We start from the raw sequence: 20104 nt of genomic DNA, 5'->3' as shown, positions 1-20104 counted from the left end.
CCCGGGGTTCGCCGAGGGTACTCCACCCACGGCCCGTTCCGGGAGAAATGCCCAGTGATCCACCTCACTCATTTCTGCCTTCTGAAGCTTGGGGTACAGCTCGCGTCACCACCGGGCAGGGGGATTCCCCCCGTATGACCGGGGTGATGGCGCCATGGCTGCCGCAGGCCCGCTCTCCGTACGTTTGACGAGGTCAGCGCAGATGCCCAGAAACCGGAGACGTCATGCCCCAGGCGGTAGCAGCCACCGTTGCGCAACACATAGGCGACGGATCGGAGGGTCCGGCGGTCCCGCCGGCCACCGGAAGTGATTTCGCACCGCTCCTGAAGACCGTCAAGGGGCAGGGGCTCCTGGAACGGCGCACGGGCTGGTACGCGGCGGGGATCGCCGCCAACCTGGTCGCGCTAGGAGCCGTGATCACCGGCATGGTGCTCCTCGGCGACACCTGGTGGAACCTGCTCCTCGCCCTGCCGCTGGCCGTCCTGTGGACCCGCACGGCGTTCTTCGGGCACGACGCGGGCCATGCCCAGATAACCGGCGACCGCAAGGCCGGCCGGATCGTCGGTCTCGTCCACGCCAATCTGTTCCTCGGAATGAACGAGGCGTGGTGGAACGACAAGCACGTACGCCACCACGCCAACCCCAACCACATAGACAAGGATCCCGACGTCGGGGTGGGCGCCCTGGTGTGGACCCAGAAGCAGGCCGCCCAGCGCGAGGGTTTCGCCCGCTGGCTCACCCGCAACCAGGCGCGGCTCTTCTTCCCGATGCTGCTTCTCGAAGGCATCGCCCTCAAGATCTACGGCTTCCAGTTCCTGAGGCGGCAGCCCGCCCGTGAGCGCGCACTGTCCGGCCTTCTGCTGACCGGTCACCTCGCGCTGTACGCAACGCTGCTCCTGACCGTCATGTCCCCGGGCAAGGCCGTCGTCTTCGCCCTGGTGCACCATGCTCTGTTCGGTCTCCACCTGGGCATGGCCTTCGCGCCGAACCACAAGGGCATGGAGATGCCGGACCCTGACGGTGACCGCTGGGGGCACCTTCAGCGCCAGGTCCTCACCTCGCGGAACGTGAAGGGCGCCGTCCTCACCGACTGGTTCCTCGGCGGCCTCAACTACCAGATCGAGCACCACCTCTTCCCGAGCATGCCCCGCCCCCATCTGCGCCTCGCCCAGCCGCTGGTGAAGGCACACTGCGCCTCCATCGGGATGCCGTACGCGGAGACCGGCATCATCGAGTCGTACCGGCAGGCGCTGGAGCACATGCATGAGGTCGGCGAGCCGCTCCGGTAGACCGTCGCGGTGCTCGTGCCGCGAGACCGGAACCGACGGAGCCTCGCAGGCGTTCTCCCATCAGGAGCGGCCAGGGCCGCGGAGGAGGCACAGATCATGTCGAACGGCGCGAAGATCGCCATCGGGGGAGTCGTCGCAGCAGTCGTCCTGATTCCGTTCATCGGATTCTGGTGGTCGCTGCTGGTCCTCATCGGCGTACCCACGATCGGATACCTGATGCTCGACCCGTCGCAGCGGCGCAGGCTCCGCAGGATCAGCCGTAAGGAGATCGGGCGTTGAACGGCACGGTCACCGCGGTCAGCAGCAACGGCGAGTACTCCTTCACCAAGCCGAACAGGCCCGGCGTCACGCTTCTCGCCGGACTCGGTGTGAAGGGCGACGTCCACGCCGGGGTCACGGTGAAACACCGCTCGCGGGTCGCCCAGGACCCGACGCAGCCCAATCTGCGTCAGGTCCACCTCATCCACGAGGAGCTCTTCGCCGAGCTCAGGGACGCGGGATTCGAGGTCGGCCCGGGCGACCTGGGGGAGAACATCACCACCAGCGGAATCGATCTCCTCTCGCTTCCCGTGGGCACGCTGCTCCACCTCGGCGGCGAAGCCGTCGTCGAGGTGACCGGCCTGCGCAATCCCTGCCTCCAGATCGACAACTTCCAGGACGGACTGCTCAAGCAGGTCGTCGGCCGCGCGGACGACGGCACCGTCGTCCGCAAGGCCGGAATCATGGGCGTCGTCACGACGGGCGGAGTCGTACGGCCCGGTGACGCGGTCGAGGCGGAGCTGCCCGTCGGGCCGCATCGTTCCCTGGAGCGTGTGTAGTACACACGGGTCGAGCCTGGCGCGGCACGGGTCAGGACGGCCGGACGGCCAGTTCGTCGAGCGACTTCAGCAGGCCCGGCAGCTCCGGGCCGCGGCCGACCGGAATGATCTCGCCCGGCTCCTCGTCCAGCAGGACGAACGCGATGTCGTCGGTCCTGGCCACCAGGGACCACCCGGGGCCGTCGGCCCGCAGCGTCCGGGCCCCGCCAGGGGCGAACGCGGAGCGGATCCGGCCGGGCGGAGGCGGGGACCCGACATACGCCCGGGCCGCTGCGAGTGCCCTGCGTACGCCGGGGTGCTGACCGGAAGCGGCGGGCTCCGCCGTGCTTCTCGCCTCCCCGGCCGAGGGCTCTCCGGCGGGGGCTTCGGTGCCGGGAGCTTCTCCGGCGGGGGCTTCGGGAGCTTCCCCGGCCGGGGCCGCACCGTCCGGCCCGGGCTCCTCGGACCGTTCGAACGCGGTCTCGTCGTCCATCTGCTCGCGCCACGAGGCCCACTGCAGGGCGATCTCGTCCGCGCCGAGACGCCGCTGCGGAGCCCCCCAGACCTCGGTGTCCGGCGGCGTCAGCGGCGCCGGCCCCTCATCGTCCGGGCCGGGCAGCGGATCATGAGGCTCGGGGACGCCGGGCGCGGAGACCGCCAGTGCGAGCGGCCACCCCGGAAGCGCGCAGACCACCGAACGGTCGTCGGGGGAGAGGTCGTACTCCATCCCGCAGTCCCACGAGGCGATGGCGACAGCCACCAGCGAGACGTCCTCGACGACCACCGTCCACCGGGCACCGGCACTGTCCTGGCCGAGCACGAGGCCGTACCCCTCGGCGTACGGCTCGAGACCGAGTGCGGCGCACGCCGCCACGTAGTCGTCGCCGAGCACGCTGGGGAACTGTGCGGGCGTCAACAGCACAGCGGTCAGCACAAACAGCGCGTCGTCGTCGGCGACCGTGTCGTCCGTCGCAGCCACAGCACCCACCTCGTCCCTGATCGCTTGGTCCGTCGGCGCACCTTAACTACTCGGTAACCCTGTCGTCGAGGCCCTGACAAGCGATAACGGCCACGTACCCGGAGCGCGCCACCGGTCACCGGGACACGCCGCAGCCCCCCTCATGCCGTGGCGCCGGCCCGCCCGGCGCACGTAGGGTTGTGGCTCCGGCCGACGAGGGGGACAGCATGGTGGAGCGGTTCGAACGGCTGAAGGAGATCCAGCGGCTGGACCCGGAACGGGACTTCCTGCAGATCTACCGGCTCACCGTGTCCTACGAGTTCCCCTGGGACATCACCCGCGCTCTCGAACTCGCCCTGTACCGCACGTACGCCGTCCCCAGCATCGGCCGGCTGCTGGCGGAGACGGGGGAACTGACGGAACGTTCACAGAAGAGGTACGACGACACCGCACTTCTTCTCGACGCCGTCGTCGAGCACGGTTTCGACAGCGAGGAGGGCCGGACGGCCGTCCGCCGGATCAACCGGATGCACCGCAGCTACGACATCAGCAACGACGACATGCGCTACGTGCTGTGCACCTTCGTCGTCACCCCCAAACGCTGGCTCGACACGTACGGCTGGCGCAGGCTGTCCGGCCACGAACTGCGGGCCTTCGCCGCGTACTACCGCACACTCGGCGCCCGGATGGGCATCCAGGACGTGCCGCAGACGTACGAGGACTTCGAGAGCGCCCTGGACTCGTACGAGGAGGCGCACTTCGGCTGGGACGAGGGCGCACGCGCGGTCTCCGACGCCACCCTTGCCCTGATGGGCTCCTGGTACCCGCGCCCGCTCGCCCCCGTGGTCCGCAGAGCCAGCCTGGCTCTGCTCGACGACTCGCTGCTCCGGGCGTTCCGGTACGAGCGGCCGGGCCCCCTCGTCCGGGGGCTGACCCGTGGGGCCCTGCGTCTGAGGGCCCGCGCCGTACGGCTCATGCCGCCGCGGTCGGCCCCTCACTACGCCCGCCAGAACCCGGAGATCAGGGGGTATCCGCAGGGCTACGAGGTGGCCGGGCTGGGCACGTTCCCCACACCGGGCGTGCGCGGCTGCCCCGTGCCGCACGGACGGCCCTCGGACGGACCCGCCGAGTAACCGGAAGCACGCCCGACGCGACGGCGGGGCCGACAGTACCCGGAAGGGATCGCTCAGCCGGTCCGAACGGCCAGTGCCAGGAACCGGCTCTCCTCGTCGGTGTAGGAGTCCAGCCGCCAGCCCGCGTTCGCCAGCAAGGGCGTGAGGCGGCGCTCAGCCCTGAGATCGTCGTCCGAAAGGGCCCGGCCGTGCCGTGCCGCCAGCGCGGCCCGGCCTACCGGGTGGAACAGCGCGAGCCCGCCACCGGGACGCACCACCCGCGCCAGCTCCGAGAGCCCTTGGGCGGGGTGCGGGAGATGCGAGACCAGCCCGGCGGCGAAGACGGCGTCGAGGGACCCGGCGCGCAGTGGGAGCCGCGCGGCGTCGGCCAGCAGCAGGGCGCCGCTCGCGGCCCTTCCCGCCCGCCGGGCCGCATCCAGCATCGCGGGCGTCAGGTCGGCCCCGAGGACCGTCCCACCGGGCCCGACCGCCGCGCGCAGCGCCGCCAGCGCGCGCCCCGTACCGCACCCCGCGTCGAGCACGGCGCCGCCGGGACGCAGACCGAGCTCCCCGACGGCGGCGGCGAAGGCCGGCCCGTCGTGGGGGAAACGGCTGTCCCAGTCCGCTGCCCGCGCGGAGAAGAAGTCCTGCACGTGTGTCCGGTCGTCGCCCATATGGACATGATCGCGCAGCCCGCACCCGGGCGGAACCGCGCGAAGCGGTGCGCACGTGCGAACGTTGCCTGATCGTTCGGGACCCGACGCAGCCAGGTCCTCGTGCACCGTCAGCTCGCACTCCTCGAGGGCATGGAGCGCCGCACCGACGACCCGGGCGAACTCGGTGACCTGTTCCGCCTCGACCACCTCACCACTCGCATGAGACGGCACGCCGAAAGCCTGATCATCCTCTCCGGTGCCGCACCGGGGCGCGCCTGGCGGACGCCCGTGCCGCTGACCGACGTCGTCCGCGCGGCGGTCTCGGAGATCGAGGACTACGCACGTGTGGAGGTGCGTGCGCTGCCCGACGCCGGCGTGAAGGGCACGGCAGTGGCCGACCTCACCCATCTGCTGGCCGAACTCGTGGAGAACACGGCCCAGTTCTCGCCACCGCACACCAAGGTGCGGATCAGCGGAGAACCCGTCGGCAACGGTTACGCCCTGGAGAGCGAGGACCGCGGGCTCGGCATGGGCAAGGAACCGCTCGACGAGGCGAACCGCCGCATCGAACAGTCCGAGGCGCTCGACCTCTTCGACAGCGACCGGCTCGGCCTCTTCGTGGTGAGCAGGCTCTCCGCCCGTCAGGGCGTCAAGGTCAAGCTGCGCACCTCGCCGTACGGGGGTACGACCGCCGTGGTCCTGCTGCCGACCGCGCTGCTCAGGAGCGGACTCCCGGAGGGCTCGCCGGCCTGCCCGGCGGGCGACGCGGCCCGGACGACGACGGTGGCCAGGGACGACGACGGCTCCGGGCCCGGAGGGCTCGCCCCGCACCCCGCCGCCCGGCCCCGCCCCACCGTGTTCCCCGCACCGGCCGCCGTGCCCGCCCTGGAGCGGGGCACGACCGCGGTGAGTGCCGGGCCCGGGCCGGCCCCGGTGACCACATTGCACTGGCGCCCTCGCTCCACCGAGGAGGACGGCGAGCTGCCCCGGCGCGTCCGCCAGGCCAGCCTCGTACCCCAACTGCGTGAGCAGCCGAAACCGGAGGAGTGCGAGCCGCACCCCGAGGGAGGGCCCACGGTGGGGTGCACCCCCGAACAGGCCCGTGACCGCATGACCGCCTACCGGGACGGGTGGGCCCGCGGGGGCGGCAGCGCGCCGGGGCGCGGCCCTTCGGGCCGATCCGCACCCGTATCCCCGTTCCGTCGGCACACCGAAGGAGAGCACACATGATGGTGAACGAGAGGCCGGGACTGGCCTCCCGCGGTTCAGGCGAACTCGACTGGCTGCTCGGCGATCTCGTCGCGCGGGTCGCCGAGACCCGGCACGCGGTCGTCCTGAGCGACGACGGACTGGCGGTCGGCGCCTCCCTGGCGCTGAGCCGTGAGGACGCGGAACACCTCGCGGCCGTGGCCTCCGGCTTCAACAGCCTGGCCAAGAACACGGGACGGCACTTCGGTGCCGGGGGTGCGCGTCAGACGATGGTCGAGATGGACGACGGCTTCCTGTTCGTCGCCGCCGCCGGGGAGGGCTCCTGCCTCACCGTCCTCAGCACGGCGTTCGCGGACGTCGGCCTCGTGGCGTACGAGATGGCGCGTCTGGTGAAGCGGGTGGGCGAACACGGGCCGGGCGGACGGTGGCGCGAAGCAACGCCCCCGCGGCCGGGAGGCGCTTGCCCGCAGGAGGCCCGTACGCAAGGCTTGTGCGACAGGCGGGGGAACGGATGAACGGGGAGGACGAACACATGGCGCTGGACCGGGGACTTGACTGGCTCCTTGACGATCTCACCAGCAGGGTGGAGCACATCCAGCACGCGCTGGTGCTGTCGAACGACGGGCTGGTGACCGGGGCCAGCACAAGCCTGGCCCGGGAGGACGCGGAGCACCTCGCGGCGGTCTCGTCCGGGCTGCAGAGCCTGGCCCGTGGGTCGGGGCGTCACTTCGGTGCGGGAAGAGCACGCCAGACCATGGTGGAGTTCGACGAGGCGCTGCTGTTCGTGACGGCGGCCGGGGACGGCAGCTGCCTGTGCGTACTGACGGCCGCCGAGGCAGATGTCGGCCAGGTCGCCTATGAGATGACCCTGTTGGTGAATCGGGTGGGCGAGCACCTGGGTGTGACGGCCCGGTAGGGCGGCCCGGCAGGCATCGAGACGCCCGGGCTACCTCTGACCTGCACTTTCTGTGGACATCCAGGAGTTGTCCACAGGCTCTGCGGGTATTTTCTCCCCGCGCTACCGTGGTCACAGAGAGTATTCGACCTCACGGGGGAGGACGGCCATGACCGTTACGGAAGCCACCCGCAAGCACGGCGACGCGACGGCGCCCAGGTGCCTGTCCGTTGGACGCGCGGCTCAGGAACTGACCTTGAAGCGCGGCGAATTCGATATCGCCGTCCATCTGGGACTGATCCGTGCGGAGCCGACCACGACCGGGGCGAGGCTCAGGATCCGTCAGCAGGAGATCGACCGGCTGCGCGGGCTGCCGGGGTTTCCCGGCTCGCTCCGGGACCGGGTGCGTACGGCGGGCACGGCGGAAGGTGCCACGCTTCTCGGAATCAGTCCCGTGCGCTTCACCGGACTGGCCCGCATCGGGTGCGTCTCCCCGGTCGCGTTCTACCTGAACCGCTACCGCGCGGTGGTCTGGCTCTATCTGGTGGACGAGCTCCTCGCCTTCGCCGCGAGAGAGCCCGGCCTGATCGGCGGGAAGAGCCCGGTGGGCATGCGGGCGATGCTGGAGGGCGGCACCGACTGGCGTGCGCGCAACTGGCGTTCACGGCGGATCGACCGCCTCCTGAGCCGCGCCGAGGACCCCTGGACGCGCGCGGCCCTGCATGCCTCCGCCCTGGACCCCGTCCAGCTCGCGGAGGTGGTCGAGGACCCCTACGAGCGGGCATACCTGGCGCGTATGAAGCCGGAATCCGCCTTCGGACGCCCGGGGTCCGTGTCCGGGAGGGAGGAAATGACGAAGCTGATGCTGGCGGATGACCCGGACGAGATCCTCTGGCGCCGGGTGAATCTGACGCTGGAGCTGGAACAGGCGCGTTCATCGCGCCCCGCGCCGCGACCCGGATACGACCCCGTGATCGGCCCGGCTCCGATCTGCCCCGCTCCGATCCGCCAGGCTTCGGGAAGGCCCGCTTCGGGGCGGCTGGTGACCGCACGGCCGGCCCCGGGCCGCCCAGGACCGGTCTTCGGGCATCGCGGCCCGGCAGCCCGCCGCCCTGGCAGGAGTTCCGGCGCCGGGCGAGGGCTGCTCGTCAGGCTGGGGCTGCGCAGGCCTGGGGGCGTTGATCGATAAATTGATTGCGCGGGGTGTTCCGCCCAGGCATCTTGGCCTCCATGCTGATCAGGGAAGCCACCGACAAGGACTGGCCCGCCATCTGGCCGTTCTTCCGTGCCATCGTCGTCGCGGGCGAGACTTTCACCTACCCTGCGGACCTCGTCGAGGACGTCGCCCAGGGATGGTGGCTCCTCCCGGAGCCGGGACGCACGGTGGTCGCGGTCGATGACGCCGGGACCGTCCTCGGCACGGCCAAGATGAACAGGAACCACATGGGCAACGGCTCGCACATCGCCAGTGCCAGCTACATGGTCGCCCCTGAACACTCCCGCCAGGGCGTGGGCAGGGCTCTCTGCGAGTACACGGTGGACTGGGCGCGGGCGGCGGGGTATCGGGCCATGCAGTTCAACGCCGTGGTGGAGACGAACGTCCACGCGGTCCGCCTGTACCGCTCGCTCGGGTTCGAGGTCACCGGGACCCTGCCCGAGGGGTTCAACCACCCCACGCACGGCTATGTGGGGCTGCACATCATGCACAAGCTCCTCTGAGATCACCCTCACGGCCCGCCGGGACGACGGTGAGCGCAACGGCTTCCGGCCATCCTGTGGTGTCCGGCATGTCACAAGTGGCGGTGGTCTGGGCGCGGTTGGCGTACAGCTGAGGCATGGGGCGGGTGCGACCGCTGGGACGGGGAGCACTACTGTGCGCCCCACCGCCATCCCAGCGGTGAACTCAGATGGAGGAAGAATCCATGACCATACCCAGGAGATCGTGGCGCGGCGCGGGAGCATTCGCGGCCGCCGCGGTAGTCGGCCTGGCCGGCGGAGTCCTCTCCGCAGGGCCGGCCGCAGCTCACACCCCCACCTGGGCCGTGACCTGCTCCGAAGTGACGCTCAACCTGACGGCCTACTCGGCCAAGGCCACCAACGAGGTGACCGTCTCCGTCGTGGGCGGGGACGATCTGCTTGCCACGACCCAGTTCGGCCGCGACTTCAGCACGAAGACGCCGCTCCAGCTCCCGGAGCACGACAAGGAGCTGACTGTCCGCCTCGTCGTCAAGGCCGGCGACGACGCCAGGTACTCCGTGAACGACACGAAGACCGCTCCGGTGTGTGAGGACGACGCCCCGTCGCCCACCCCGACCGAGGCGACGCCTTCGGAAACTCCGAGCACGGAGCCGCCGGCCTCGGAGACCCCCGAGCCGAGTGCGACGCCGAGCGAGACCGCCAGTGAGGCCGCACCTGCCCCTGCCGAGCCGAGCCCCAGCGCGCCGGACCTGGCCGAGACCGGTTCGTCCTCCGCCACGCCCGTCATCGGCGGAGCCGCTGTCGCGGTCCTGCTCGCCGGGGGCGGCATCCTCTGGTCCGTCCGTAAGCGCCGCAGCGCGCAGCACTGACGCCCTGGGCATCCCGGCACGGCGGTGGCGGAACACCGGCGGACCGGCCGGGGGCGCACCGCGACGACTCCGTCGCGGTGCGCCCCCGAGGCATTCCCTCAGGAGTCCCACCGCCGTGCCGCTCGCCGCTCCGTGGCCGCGCCACCGGTTGCACAGCCGGAGAATCCGGAGAATCAGGAGGGGGGACCGATCTCACACCAGACGGCCTTGCCTTCCCCGCGGGGCTCGATGCCCCAGCGTTCGGCGACCGCGTCGAGCAGCAGCAGACCGCGTCCCGAGGTCGAGGTCTCGCCCGGAGTGCGCCGCCGCGGCCAGACACTGGAGCGGTCCTGGACCGACAGCCTGATGCGCCGTACGGGTTCCGGCAGGACCTCCAGCGTCAGTACCGCCCCGCCTTCCGTATGCAGCAGCACATTGACCAGTAGTTCCCCGGTGACCAGCTCCGCGTCGTCGGCCAGCCCGGCGAGCTCCCAGTCCGTGAGCGCCTGACGGACGATGGAACGGGCCTCCGACAGCCCCTGGGGATCCGCCTGATGGATGTACTGATGCAGCCGGGGCGCACGCGGAGACCCGAGATCCGGGCTGCGCCGCAGGACGAGCAGTGCCACGTCGTCCCCCGAACCCCAACGCTCCCACAGCCGGTCCGACAGATGGTCGGCCAGCGCCTCGGCGCCGTCGGGCCCGTCGCTCACCTCGTGGATCAGCGCCGCGACCCCCGTGTCGACATCGGCGCCCGGTTCCTCGACCAGACCGTCCGTGTACAGGACGAGAGTCTCGCCCGGCACCAGGTCGAGGCGCGTCTCCGGATACTCCTCGTCCCGGAAATCCGTGGAGATCCCCAGAGGAAGACCCCCGCGCACCTGGGGGACACCGACCCGCCCTCGGTATGTCTGATCAGCGGCCCGAAGTGCCCGGCGCGCGCCACGCGCACCGCGCCCGTGGCGAGGTCGGCCTGGGCGTACGTCGATGTCGCGAACCGGTCGGTGTCCAGCTCGGAGAGGAAGCGGGAGGCCCGCGCGAGTACGGTCGCCGGGGGATGCCCCTCCGCGGCGTACGCGCGCAGGGCGATACGCAGCTGGCCCATGATCGCCGCCGCATGCGTGTCGTGTCCCTGGACATCGCCCACCACGACGCCGATACGGCCTCTGGGCAGGGTGATCACGTCGTACCAGTCGCCGCCGACCTCGCGTCCGCTCCACGCCGCGTGGTAGCGGACCGCGATCTCGCCCCCCTCGATCTCCTGGATCCGGCGCGGAAGCATGGCCGACTGGAGCCCGGTGGCGAATTCGCGCTCCTCGTCGAAGAGGATCGCCCGCTGCAGGGACTGGGCCACGATGGCGGCCAGCCCCAGGCACAGGATCCGCTCGTCCGCGTTGAATACCGTGCGTTCCCGGTAGAAGAGGGCGAGCCCGCCCAGCGAGCGGGCCTGAGCGATCAGTGGAAGGTAGGCGACGGCCTGGAAGTTCAGCTCCCCGATGTGCGGCTCGAGCGCCGGGTAGCGCCGGATCAGTGATCCGAGCGAGGTGATGAACCGGGGGCGCCCGCTGAGGATCGTGTCCCCGAGCGGCAGCGCGGCGTCGAGCTGTCCGGACCCCAGCCCTTCGAGAACCTCCACCGAGTCGCCGCTCAGCGCGATGATCTTGAGTGCGGAGTTCTCCACCAGCCCGAGCGCCAGACCGTCCGCCCCGATCCCGACCAGGCCGCCCGGGCCCGTGAGCGCGGCGGTGACGTCGTCCACGGTCACCGCACGTGACATCGCGGCGGTGGTGCGCTCGACGATGCTCGTCTGGCGGCGGCGCCGCTTTTCCAGATCCAGCACGAAGGCCGAATGGGTGACCTCGGCCGTCGCATCGCGCACCACACCGATGACACGGTGTGCCCGGCCGTCCTCGGTCCTCAGGATCCGCGCCTGGACATGCGTCCACTGGCGCGCCCCGTCCTTCAGAGGCACCTGGAAGTGGACGCTGTAGGAGCTGCTCCCGCCGGAGATCGCCTCATGGATCGCCGCGTCCAGGCGCGCGCTCTCCGTCGGGTCCAGCTGCTCGAGCACCGCCCCCGGCCGCGCCTCGAAGGTCGCGGGATCCAGACCGAAGACCAGCAGCCCCGCATCGTCGATGTCCAGTGTCCGGGCGTCAAGATCCCATTCGAAGCTGCCCGTCCGGTTCATGGCGAGGCGCTCCGCCGTCCCGGTCCCACCGGTGCTGCGCCGGTCGATCCGGAGCCGCGACGTCGTGTCGTCGTCTGCTCGCCGTGAAGAGTCGGTCATACCTGCTCCGGAGGTCGTCCGGCGGGGCTGCTGGACATCGCGGCCCGTTGATCTCAATTGTCGAGCCCGTGATGCCGGAGTGCCACAGCGGTCGCACGGGTGACCCGGCGCCGGGGCCCCGCCCCGTGCATCGCAGAATGGCACGCTAGAGATCGTCCACGGCTGAGCGGAGCGCACACATGAACGACGACGAGCCCGTCCTGCTGCACACCGAGGGCCACGTCCTGCACATCACCCTCAACCGCCCCCGGGCGCTGAACGCGCTCACCCACACCATGGTGCGCATCGTCGACGAGGCGCTGGTCCTGGCGGCGGACGACGACGCGGTCACCGCCGTCGTGATCGACGGCGCCGGCGGCAGGGGCCTCTGCGCCGGCGGCGACATCCGGTCGATCTACGAGGACGCCCGCGCGGGCCGACGCGCGTCCGTGGACTTCTGGCGTGACGAGTACCGCCTCAACGCCCGGATCGCCGGGTTCCCCAAACCGTACGTGGCGCTCATGGACGGCATCGTGATGGGCGGAGGGGTGGGCGTATCGGCCCATGGCGACGTGCGTGTCGTCACCGAGCGTTCACGCGTCGCCATGCCCGAGACCGGGATCGGTTTCGTCCCCGATGTCGGGGGCACCTATCTGCTGGCCTGCGCGCCGGGCGAACTCGGTACCCACCTCGCTCTCACCGGCCGGGCAGTCGGCGCCGCCGACGCCATCCTGTGCGGGCTGGCCGACCACTTCGTCCCGTCGGACCGCCTCGCCGGCCTCACCACCGCGCTCGCCGCGAGCACGACACCCGGCGAGGTTACGGAGACAGTGCTGCGGTTCGCGGCCGACGCGCCGGAAGGGGAGCTGACCGCTCACCGCGCGTGGATCGACGCCTGCTATGCGGCCGACACCGTCGAGGAGATCATCGGCCGGCTGGCCGACAGCGGACTGCCCGCCGCGAAGGAGACCGCGGACACCCTCCTCGCCGCCTCACCCACCGCGCTCAAGGTCACGCTCGCCGCCGTGCGGCGAGCCAGGCGGCTCAGCGGTCTCGAAGCCGCCCTCGACCAGGAGTTCCGCGTCTCCTGCCGGGCCTTCGAAGGGCATGACCTGATGGAGGGCGTACGCGCCCGCATCATCGACAAGGACCGCACCCCGCGATGGATCCCCGCACAGCCCCGCGAGGTCACCGACGCCGAGGTCGCCCGCCACTTCGAGCCGCTCGGCGACCAGGAACTGGGACTGGCCTCGACCTGACCGGCTTGGCGCGCGGGCCCGGCCGCCCGTGCACCGGGTCCCCTGGCTGCCCCACCAGGGGGCCCGCTCATACGCCTCCCGTCAGCCGGTGCGCCGCGCGGTCCCAGGCCCGCGGGTCTCCCCGCGGGGTGTAATGACGCAGTCCCTGCGTGCGCGCGACCAGCCCGCGCATGGCTGGGAGCCCGCCCACCAGCCCGTGCGCCCGCGCCTGGAACAGCACATTGCCGAGCGCGGTGGCCTCGGCGGGACCCGCCGTGACCGGCAGCCCGGTGGCGTCCGCGGTCCACTGGCACAGCAGCTCGTTGCGCGAACCCCCGCCCACCAGATGGATCCGTGTCAGCTCACGCCCCGCCAGCGCGGCCGCCTCGCGCAGCGTCCTGCGATGAGCCAGCGCCAGACTCTCCAGCACGCACCGCACATATCCGCCGGGGCTGCCCGGCGTCGCCTGCCCGGTCCGGGTGAGAGCCGAGTCGATCCGCGACGGCATGTCACCCGGCGCCAGGAACTCCGGATCATCCGGATCGATCACCGCGGCGAACGGCCTGGCTCGCGCCGCGTCCGCGAGGAGACCGGCGAGCCCCGTCGGCGTACCGTCGCGCTCCCACGTCCGACGGCACTCCTCCAGCAGCCACATGCCCATGATGTTGCGGAGATAGCGCACCGTGCCGTCCACACCGCGTTCATTGGTGAAATTGGCGGCCCTCGACTCCTCCGTCAGCACCGGCGCGTCCAGTTCGAGCCCGGCCAACGACCAGGTTCCGCACGACACATACGCGAACCCCGGTTCGGTGGCGGGGACAGCGGCCACAGCTGACGCCGTGTCGTGCGAGGCGACGGCCGTCACCGGTGTGTCCTCCGGCAGACCGGTGTACCCGGCCACGTGCGGAAGCAGGGTGCCCGCCCGCTCGCCCGGTTCGCGCAGGGCGGGAAAGAGGGAACGCTCCAGCCCCAGCCGCCCGATCAGCGCATCGGACCAGTCGCCGGTCCGCGCGTCGAACAGAGCGGTCGTCGACGCGTTCGTCACCTCTGCGCCCACCGTCCCCGTCAGCCAGTAGACCAGGAGATCAGGCATCAGCAGCAGTGTCCTGGCCGCCGGCCACTGGGCCGTCGAACGGTGGGCGGCCAGCTGGAAGACCGTGTTGAACGGCAGATGCTGCAGTCCGCCGACGCCGTACAGCTCCTGCGCGTCGAAACGCGCCATGAGATCCTCGGCGGCCTTCGTGTTACGCGCGTCGCGGTAGTGGAACGGCAGGCCGAGGAGTGATCCGTCCGAATCCAGCAGACCGTAGTCCACGGCCCAGGTGTCCACGCCCACCGAGGCCACGGGGCCGCTGAGCGCAGCCACGCGCAACCCGTCCAGCATGCCCTGGTACAGGGCGAGTACGTCCCAGTGCAGTCCGTCGGGGAGCCGGACCGGCGTGTTGGCGAAGCGGTGCGCCTCGGTCAGCTCCAGTGTGTCGGGGCCCACCCTGCCGGTGATCACCCGGCCGCTGGTGGCGCCCAGGTCCACCGCGGCGAACACCGGGTCGTGCCGTGAAGTCGCAGACATTGCAGATCTCATCCGATCCGGGCGGCGCCGCGCCCCGGGTGTGCACGGAACAGCGTCCGGGGCGCGGCGGGGAAGCACATGGTCAGCGCAGGAACGCCGCCGCGACACCGGCGTCGACGGGGATGTGGAGACCGGTGGTGTGGGTGAGGTCCCCACCGGTGAGGGCGAAGACCGCGTTGGCCACATGCTCGGGCAGCACCTCGCGCTTGAGGATCGTGCGCTGGGCGTAGAACTCGCCCAGCTTCTCCTCCTCGATGCCGTAGGTCGCCGCGCGCTGGGCACCCCAGCCGGCCGCGAAGATCCCGGAACCCCGCACCACCCCGTCCGGATTGACCCCGTTGACGCGGATGCCGTGCTCGCCGAGTTCGGCCGCCAGCAGGCGTACCTGGTGTGCCTGGTCGGCCTTGGTGGCCGAGTACGCGATGTTGTTCGGGCCCGCGAACACGGCGTTCTTGGACGCGATGTAGATGATGTCGCCGCCGAGATCCTGGGCCCGCATCACCCTCGCCGCCTCGCGGGACACCAGGAACGAACCGCGCGCCATGATGTCGTGCTGCAGATCCCAGTCCCGGGCCGTGGTCTCCAGCAGGGGCTTGGAGATGGAGATCCCCGCGTTGTTCACCACCAGGTCGACACCGCCGAAGGCCAGTGCGGCGGCCTTGAACGCCTCGGCGATCTGCTCCTCGGACGTGACGTCCACGGTCACCGCGACGGCCTTGTCCGGACCGCCGAGCTCCTCGGCGACAGCCGCCGCGTTCACGGTGTTCAGATCCGCGACGACGACACACGCGCCCTCCGCGACGAGGCGGTGCGCGACGGCCTTGCCGATGCCCGACCCCGCTCCGGTCACCAGCGCGACCCGCGTGGCCAGTGCCTTGGGCTTCGGCATCCGGCGGAGCTTGGCCTCCTCCAGCTCCCAGTACTCGATCCGGAACTTCTCGGACTCCTCGATCGGCGCGTACGCGGAGACGGCCTCGGCGCCCCGCATCACATTGATGGCGTTGAGGTAGAACTCCCCGGCGACCCGGGCGGTCTGCTTGTCCTTGCCGAACGAGAACATGCCGACACCGGGCACCAGCACGATCGCCGGGTCCGCTCCACGCATGGCGGGCGAGCCGGGCACCGCATGACGCTCGTAGTACGCGCGGTACGCCTCCCGGTACTCCCCGTGGAGCACCTCGAGCCGTGCCACCGCCTCCTCCAGTGGAGCGTCGGCAGGCAGATCGAGGACCAGCGGGCTGACCTTCGTACGGAGGAAGTGGTCCGGGCAGGAGGTGCCGAGAGCGGCGAGACGGGGGTGCTCGGCCCGGGAGAGGAAGTCCAGCACGGGCGCCGCGTCGGTGAAGTGCCCGACCTGAGGCCGGTCCTCGGACGCCAGCCCACGGATCACCGGAGCGAGGGCCGCGGCCCGTTCCCGGCGCGCCTCCTCCTCCAGGGCCTCCCTGCCGGGAAGTACGGGGCCGAACGGCTCGGCCTTGCCGTGCTCTTCGATGAATGCCTCGGCGGTCCGGATCATCCAGAGGGCGTTGCGCTCGCACTCCTCGGAGGTGTCCCCCCAGGCCGTGATGCCGTGACCACCCAGGATGACACCGACCGCCTGCGGATTGGCCTCCTTGACGGCCGCGATGTCGAGGCCCAGCTGGAAGCCGGGCCGGCGCCAGCCGACCCATGCGACCTTGTCACCGAAGCACTCCGCGGTCAGCTTCTCGCCGTCGGCGGCGCACGCCAGAGCGATGCCGGAGTCCGGGTGCAGATGGTCCACGTGCGCGGCCTCGACGAGCGCGTGCATTGCGGTGTCGATCGACGGGGCGGCGCCCCCCCTGCCGTGCAGGCAGTAGTCGAACGCGGAGACCATCTCGTCCTCGCGTTCCACCCCCGGGTACACCGCCCTGAGCGCCCGCACCCGGTCGAGCCGGAGCACTGCGAGACCTGCCTCGGTCAGCGTGCCGAGGTCACCGCCCGATCCCTTGACCCAGAGCAGCTCGGCCTCACCACCGGTGACCGGGTCGGTCTCCGTCGCCTTGGCCGAGGCGTTGCCACCGGCGTAGTTGGTGTTGCGGGGGTCGGAGCCGATCCGGTGGGCGCGCTCCAGGAGCGCGGCGACTTCGGCGTGCGTCGCGGACGTCATGAGGGTTCCTTCGCGAGAGGGTCGGGAGAGCGGGGCTGGGCTGGACACAGGCGGACGGGGGACGTGCTCAGGCGCCCCAGCCCGCCTGCTCACCACCGACGCGGTCGATGGCGATGCGTTCCTGGTTGCCGGAGGCGAGGTAGGCCGCGAACGGGTCGCGCGCCAGACCGAGCTCTTCCCGGACCTCGGCGAGCAGCGGCCGTACGTCCGTGTTGAACGCGTCCATCAGTACTCCGTTGGCGGCAAGGACATCACCGGAACGCTGCGCCTCCGTCAGCGCCTCCGCGTCGATCAGCAGTGCCTTCGCGGTCGCCTCCTGGACATTGGTGACCGAGCGGATGACGGCCGGGATCTTGGCCTCGATGTTGTGGCACTGGTCGAGCATGAAGTTGACGTTGGTCCGGGCATCGAGGCCGCCGTTCCCGACGACCTCGTGCATGATCCGGAACAGCTGGAACGGGTCGGCGGCGCCTGCCATCAGGTCGTCGTCCGCGTAGAAGCGGGAGTTGAAGTCGAAGGCGCCGAGCTTTCCCTCGCGCAGCAGGAACGCGACGATGAACTCGATGTTCGTGCCCGGCGCGTGATGGCCGGTGTCGACGACGACCTGGGCCTTCGGCCCGAGCTTCAGGCAGTGGGCGTACGAGGTCCCCCAGTCCGGGACGTCGGTGGTGTAGAACGCGGGTTCGAAGAGCTTGTACTCCAGCAGCATCCGCTGGTCGTCGCCGAGCCGGTCGTACACCTCGGCGAGCGCTTCGGCCAGGCGGTCCTGGCGGCCCGTGATGTCGTCCTGGCCGGGGTAGTTGGTGCCGTCCGAGAACCACAGTTTGAGGTCGGGGGACCCGGTGGCGTCCATGATGTCGACACATTCGAGCAGGTGGTCGGTGGCCTTGCGGCGGACCTTCGGGTCCGGGTGCGTGACGGAGCCCAGCTTGAAGTCGTCGTCCTGGAAGACGTTGGAGTTGATCGCGCCGATCCGCAGCCCGAGCTCCTCGGCGTGCCGGGTCAGCGCCGTGTAGTCCTCCACCCTGTCCCACGGGATGTGCAGCGACACCTTCGGGGCGACCCCCGTGTAGCTGTGCACCTGGGCCGCGTCCGCAAGCTTCTCGAACGGGTCGCGCGGGACACCGGGCTGGGCGAAGACCTTGAAACGGGTTCCGGAGTTGCCGTAACCCCAGGAGGGCGTCTCGATGACCTGGGACTTCAGAGCTGCCTTGACGGCCGACACATCAGACATGAACACCTCGTAAGCAGAGTCATCCGGCGACCGGAAAGGATCGGGGATGTGAATCGTTTCATCCGGAACGTACGCTAGGTTTGAGCAGGGAACTAGTCAAGCGGCCGGTCCGGATTCTTCGGAGGTTGAATCAATTCATCGTGATGGGGTGCGGCGCTCGAAGCATTGGGCGGATCCGGCGCGGCGGGGCCTGCTCGACGTCTGTGGAGAGCGTGGTCGATCGCCCGGACGGCCGGCGGACGGGGGCTTCCCCGGAGCCGCCGGTCGCGGACTGCCCGCCGCGGCGGGCGCCCCGGAGGACGCCCGGCCCCGTGTTCGGCCGGCCCTCCGCTCGGGGCACACCTACCGCGGCCTGGACACCGTCAGCGACCGGAACCCGTCAAGCTCGGCTGGAGCTTCCGCACAAGAGCGAAAAACCGGTCCTCGTTCCCTGCGAGGCCCGCGCTGCGCAGGGCTTCGTCGGCCTCCTCGATCGGGGAGGCGAGCAGCGGCATGTACAGAGGGGCGTCGGCCGGGTCGGCGAGCGCGGCGCGCGTGGCAGCCAGTAAACGGACATACGCCTGGGCCGCGGCGATTTCGGCTTCGTGCATCTCAGCATCTCCCGGTCAGAAGGTGTCGGACCGTCAAGCATCCCTCATGGGTCTGACAACGCTCTCGCGCCCGCTGCGGAGAGGCGTCAGGACCGGGTGGCGACCGGTGGTTCGACGTCGAGGAAGCGCCGTCTGCGCGGCCCGCGGTAGAGCAGGGCCGTCCACCCCAGCCGTCGCAGCACGGTGGCGCAGCCGGCCAGCGCCTCCTCTTCGTCGTGCGCCGCGCCGCTTCCCGGCGGCCCGGCCCACTCGACGCGCACCGAGCCGGACGTCTCGCCCTCGCTCACGCGGTAACCCACGGCCGACCGTTCACCGGACGGGCCGACCGCCGACGCTGGTATGCCTGCGGCCTCCAGCGCCAACGCCACGGCCCGCAGGGGCCGGTGCACCTCCCAGGGGGCCGGCACACCTTCGGGGTCCGCCGACCCCGCACCGGTCAGCCGCCTGATCTGAAGCAGACCCTCGAAGGCGGTCCGCACTTCCCCGGCGCGCCCGCCCGGGGTCCCGCCGGCCTCGGGGCCGTCGCCCGTGGCGGGCTCGAACCCTCTCTCCTGTCCCTGCGACGCGCTCATGTCCTGTCCCCTCGCCGGTGCCGAGCCCTGTCGCCAAGTGTGCGGCCGTGCACCGACAGAGCACCCGCCGCCGGAACCGCGTACGCCCGTAAGCTTGACGGAAACCGCTCACCGGAGGAAGCAGGCACGTGCCCGACGACGATCCGACAGCCGCACCCGTCACCGAACGCGCCGCCCTGCGCGCGGACTGCGCGAACTGCTTCGGCCTCTGCTGCGTCGCGCTGACGCTCACCGCATCGGCGGACTTCGCGATCAACAAGGAGGCGGGTACTCCCTGCCCCAACCTGGCGGACGACTTCCGCTGCGGCATACACACCCGGCTGCGGCCCGAAGGCTTTTCCGGCTGCACCGTGTACGACTGCTTCGGTGCGGGCCAGAAGGTGTCCCAGGAGACCTACGCCGGCCGGGACTGGCGGACGGCCGCGGACACCGCCCGGCAGATGTTCCAGGTTTTCCCGGTGATGAGGCAGCTCCACGAACTGCTCTGGTACCTCACCGAAGCGCTCACTCTGCCCGCCGCCGCGACGCTGTACGGGGATCTCCGTGAAGCGCTCGCCACGACCGACCGCCTCACCCGACTGCCCGCCGAAGAGCTCGCAGACCTGGACGTGTCCGCACACAGGGAGGGAGTGGCGGCCCTGCTCCTGCGCGCCGGAGAGCTCGAACGCGCCACGGTCCCCGGACGCGAGAAGCGCAGCCGGCGAGGTGCCGATCTCATCGGCGCCCGGCTCAGGGGTGCCGATCTGCGCGGCGCCGAACTGAGAGGGGCGTACCTCATCGCAGCCGACCTGCGTGGAGCCGACCTCCGCCGAGCGGAGGTCATCGGCGCCGACTTCCGGGACGCCGACCTCTCCGACGCCGACCTCAGCGGCGCCCTCTTCCTCACGCAGGCACAGCTGAACGCGGCGCGGGGCAACGCCGCCACGAAACTCCCGGCCTCCCTGACCAGGCCTTCCCACTGGCCGGCGAGCGGTTCCGGGACCGCCCCGGCCCCCCGGGCCGGCCGGCGGCCCCGTCGCCGTTCGTGAGGGAGCCCCGGCCCTG

General features: G+C 71.0%; 17 protein-coding genes and 3 pseudogenes. 12 read left to right on the top strand and 8 right to left on the bottom strand.

Going from position 1 to position 20104, the window contains the following annotated elements:
- Positions 1-224 precede the first annotated feature (224 nt).
- The 3 genes from AB0P41_RS23680 to AB0P41_RS23670 all read left to right on the top strand — a co-directional run bounded on the left by AB0P41_RS23680 (position 225) and on the right by AB0P41_RS23670 (position 2107).
- Entirely contained in the window at positions 225-1289 is a 1065-nt protein-coding gene (locus AB0P41_RS23680; protein ID WP_365934003.1) for an acyl-CoA desaturase, read from the top strand.
- Between the two features lie 96 nt (positions 1290-1385).
- Complete coding sequence (locus AB0P41_RS23675) at positions 1386-1568, top strand: hypothetical protein (RefSeq protein WP_356710890.1); 183 nt, start codon at positions 1386-1388, stop codon at positions 1566-1568.
- Positions 1565-2107, top strand: a complete 543-nt coding sequence (locus AB0P41_RS23670; RefSeq protein WP_365934001.1) for an MOSC domain-containing protein — start codon at positions 1565-1567, stop codon at positions 2105-2107. Before AB0P41_RS23675 ends, AB0P41_RS23670 begins: the two co-directional genes overlap by 4 nt.
- Before the next feature lie 31 nt (positions 2108-2138).
- Here the strand turns inward: AB0P41_RS23670 and AB0P41_RS23665 are convergent, their stop codons facing one another.
- Positions 2139-3065, bottom strand: coding sequence for a hypothetical protein (locus tag AB0P41_RS23665; RefSeq protein WP_365934000.1), 927 nt, complete (start codon positions 3063-3065; stop codon positions 2139-2141).
- Positions 3066-3271: 206 nt separating this feature from the next.
- On the opposite strand from AB0P41_RS23665, the gene AB0P41_RS23660 reads away from it, so the two are divergent.
- Positions 3272-4177 carry an oxygenase MpaB family protein gene (locus AB0P41_RS23660; protein WP_365933998.1) on the top strand — a complete coding sequence of 302 codons (906 nt, stop codon included), beginning with the start codon at positions 3272-3274 and terminating at the stop codon, positions 4175-4177.
- Between the two features lie 53 nt (positions 4178-4230).
- Here the strand turns inward: AB0P41_RS23660 and AB0P41_RS23655 are convergent, their stop codons facing one another.
- Positions 4231-4830 (bottom strand): methyltransferase domain-containing protein, encoded by a 600-nt coding sequence (locus AB0P41_RS23655; RefSeq protein WP_356710881.1) that lies wholly within the window; start codon positions 4828-4830, stop codon positions 4231-4233.
- Between the two features lie 84 nt (positions 4831-4914).
- On the opposite strand from AB0P41_RS23655, the pseudogene AB0P41_RS23650 reads away from it, so the two are divergent.
- From AB0P41_RS23650 to AB0P41_RS23625, 6 genes and pseudogenes are all read left to right on the top strand, one after another.
- Positions 4915-6042: pseudogene (locus AB0P41_RS23650) on the top strand (ATP-binding protein); the annotation flags it as partial.
- Positions 6039-6431, top strand: a pseudogene (locus AB0P41_RS23645) (roadblock/LC7 domain-containing protein); the annotation flags it as partial. The pseudogenes AB0P41_RS23650 and AB0P41_RS23645, both read left to right, overlap by 4 nt.
- Before the next feature lie 122 nt (positions 6432-6553).
- Positions 6554-6937, top strand: coding sequence for a roadblock/LC7 domain-containing protein (locus AB0P41_RS23640; protein WP_356710879.1), 384 nt, complete (start codon positions 6554-6556; stop codon positions 6935-6937).
- A 148-nt stretch (positions 6938-7085) separates the two neighbouring features.
- Complete coding sequence (locus AB0P41_RS23635) at positions 7086-8105, top strand: DUF6397 family protein (RefSeq protein WP_365933996.1); 1020 nt, start codon at positions 7086-7088, stop codon at positions 8103-8105.
- A 41-nt stretch (positions 8106-8146) separates the two neighbouring features.
- Complete coding sequence (locus AB0P41_RS23630; protein ID WP_365933994.1) at positions 8147-8635, top strand: GNAT family N-acetyltransferase; 489 nt, start codon at positions 8147-8149, stop codon at positions 8633-8635.
- Between the two features lie 203 nt (positions 8636-8838).
- Entirely contained in the window at positions 8839-9483 is a 645-nt protein-coding gene (locus tag AB0P41_RS23625; protein ID WP_365933992.1) for an LAETG motif-containing sortase-dependent surface protein, read from the top strand.
- Positions 9484-9665: 182 nt separating this feature from the next.
- Here AB0P41_RS23625 and AB0P41_RS23620 read toward each other — a convergent pair.
- Positions 9666-11749, bottom strand: a pseudogene (locus tag AB0P41_RS23620) (SpoIIE family protein phosphatase); the annotation flags it as partial.
- A gap of 179 nt (positions 11750-11928) precedes the next feature.
- Between AB0P41_RS23620 and AB0P41_RS23615 the strand changes: the two are divergent.
- Positions 11929-12987 carry an enoyl-CoA hydratase/isomerase family protein gene (locus AB0P41_RS23615; RefSeq protein WP_365933990.1) on the top strand — a complete coding sequence of 353 codons (1059 nt, stop codon included), beginning with the start codon at positions 11929-11931 and terminating at the stop codon, positions 12985-12987.
- Between the two features lie 67 nt (positions 12988-13054).
- Here the strand turns inward: AB0P41_RS23615 and AB0P41_RS23610 are convergent, their stop codons facing one another.
- The 5 genes from AB0P41_RS23610 to AB0P41_RS23590 all read right to left on the bottom strand — a co-directional run bounded on the left by AB0P41_RS23610 (position 13055) and on the right by AB0P41_RS23590 (position 19060).
- Positions 13055-14536 carry a rhamnulokinase family protein gene (locus AB0P41_RS23610; protein ID WP_365933988.1) on the bottom strand — a complete coding sequence of 494 codons (1482 nt, stop codon included), beginning with the start codon at positions 14534-14536 and terminating at the stop codon, positions 13055-13057.
- 82 nt (positions 14537-14618) lie between these two features.
- Complete coding sequence (locus tag AB0P41_RS23605; RefSeq protein ID WP_365933987.1) at positions 14619-16664, bottom strand: bifunctional aldolase/short-chain dehydrogenase; 2046 nt, start codon at positions 16662-16664, stop codon at positions 14619-14621.
- A gap of 67 nt (positions 16665-16731) precedes the next feature.
- Positions 16732-17898 carry an L-rhamnose isomerase gene (rhaI, locus tag AB0P41_RS23600; RefSeq protein WP_365933985.1) on the bottom strand — a complete coding sequence of 389 codons (1167 nt, stop codon included), beginning with the start codon at positions 17896-17898 and terminating at the stop codon, positions 16732-16734.
- A 362-nt stretch (positions 17899-18260) separates the two neighbouring features.
- Positions 18261-18488: a hypothetical protein gene (locus tag AB0P41_RS23595; protein WP_356710860.1), complete on the bottom strand. Its 228-nt coding sequence runs from the start codon at positions 18486-18488 to the stop codon at positions 18261-18263.
- 86 nt (positions 18489-18574) lie between these two features.
- A complete protein-coding gene (locus AB0P41_RS23590) occupies positions 18575-19060 on the bottom strand; it encodes a hypothetical protein (protein WP_365933983.1) in 486 nt (161 codons plus the stop codon).
- A gap of 128 nt (positions 19061-19188) precedes the next feature.
- Between AB0P41_RS23590 and AB0P41_RS23585 the strand changes: the two genes are divergently transcribed.
- Positions 19189-20088 (top strand): pentapeptide repeat-containing protein, encoded by a 900-nt coding sequence (locus AB0P41_RS23585; protein ID WP_365933981.1) that lies wholly within the window; start codon positions 19189-19191, stop codon positions 20086-20088.
- Positions 20089-20104 lie beyond the last annotated feature (16 nt).

It is taken from the genome of Streptomyces sp. NPDC079167 (assembly GCF_040686735.1).
GTDB lineage: Bacteria > Actinomycetota > Actinomycetes > Streptomycetales > Streptomycetaceae > Streptomyces.
Note: the sequence above shows the minus strand (reverse complement) of the source record. Positions and strands in the feature narration are given on the sequence as shown.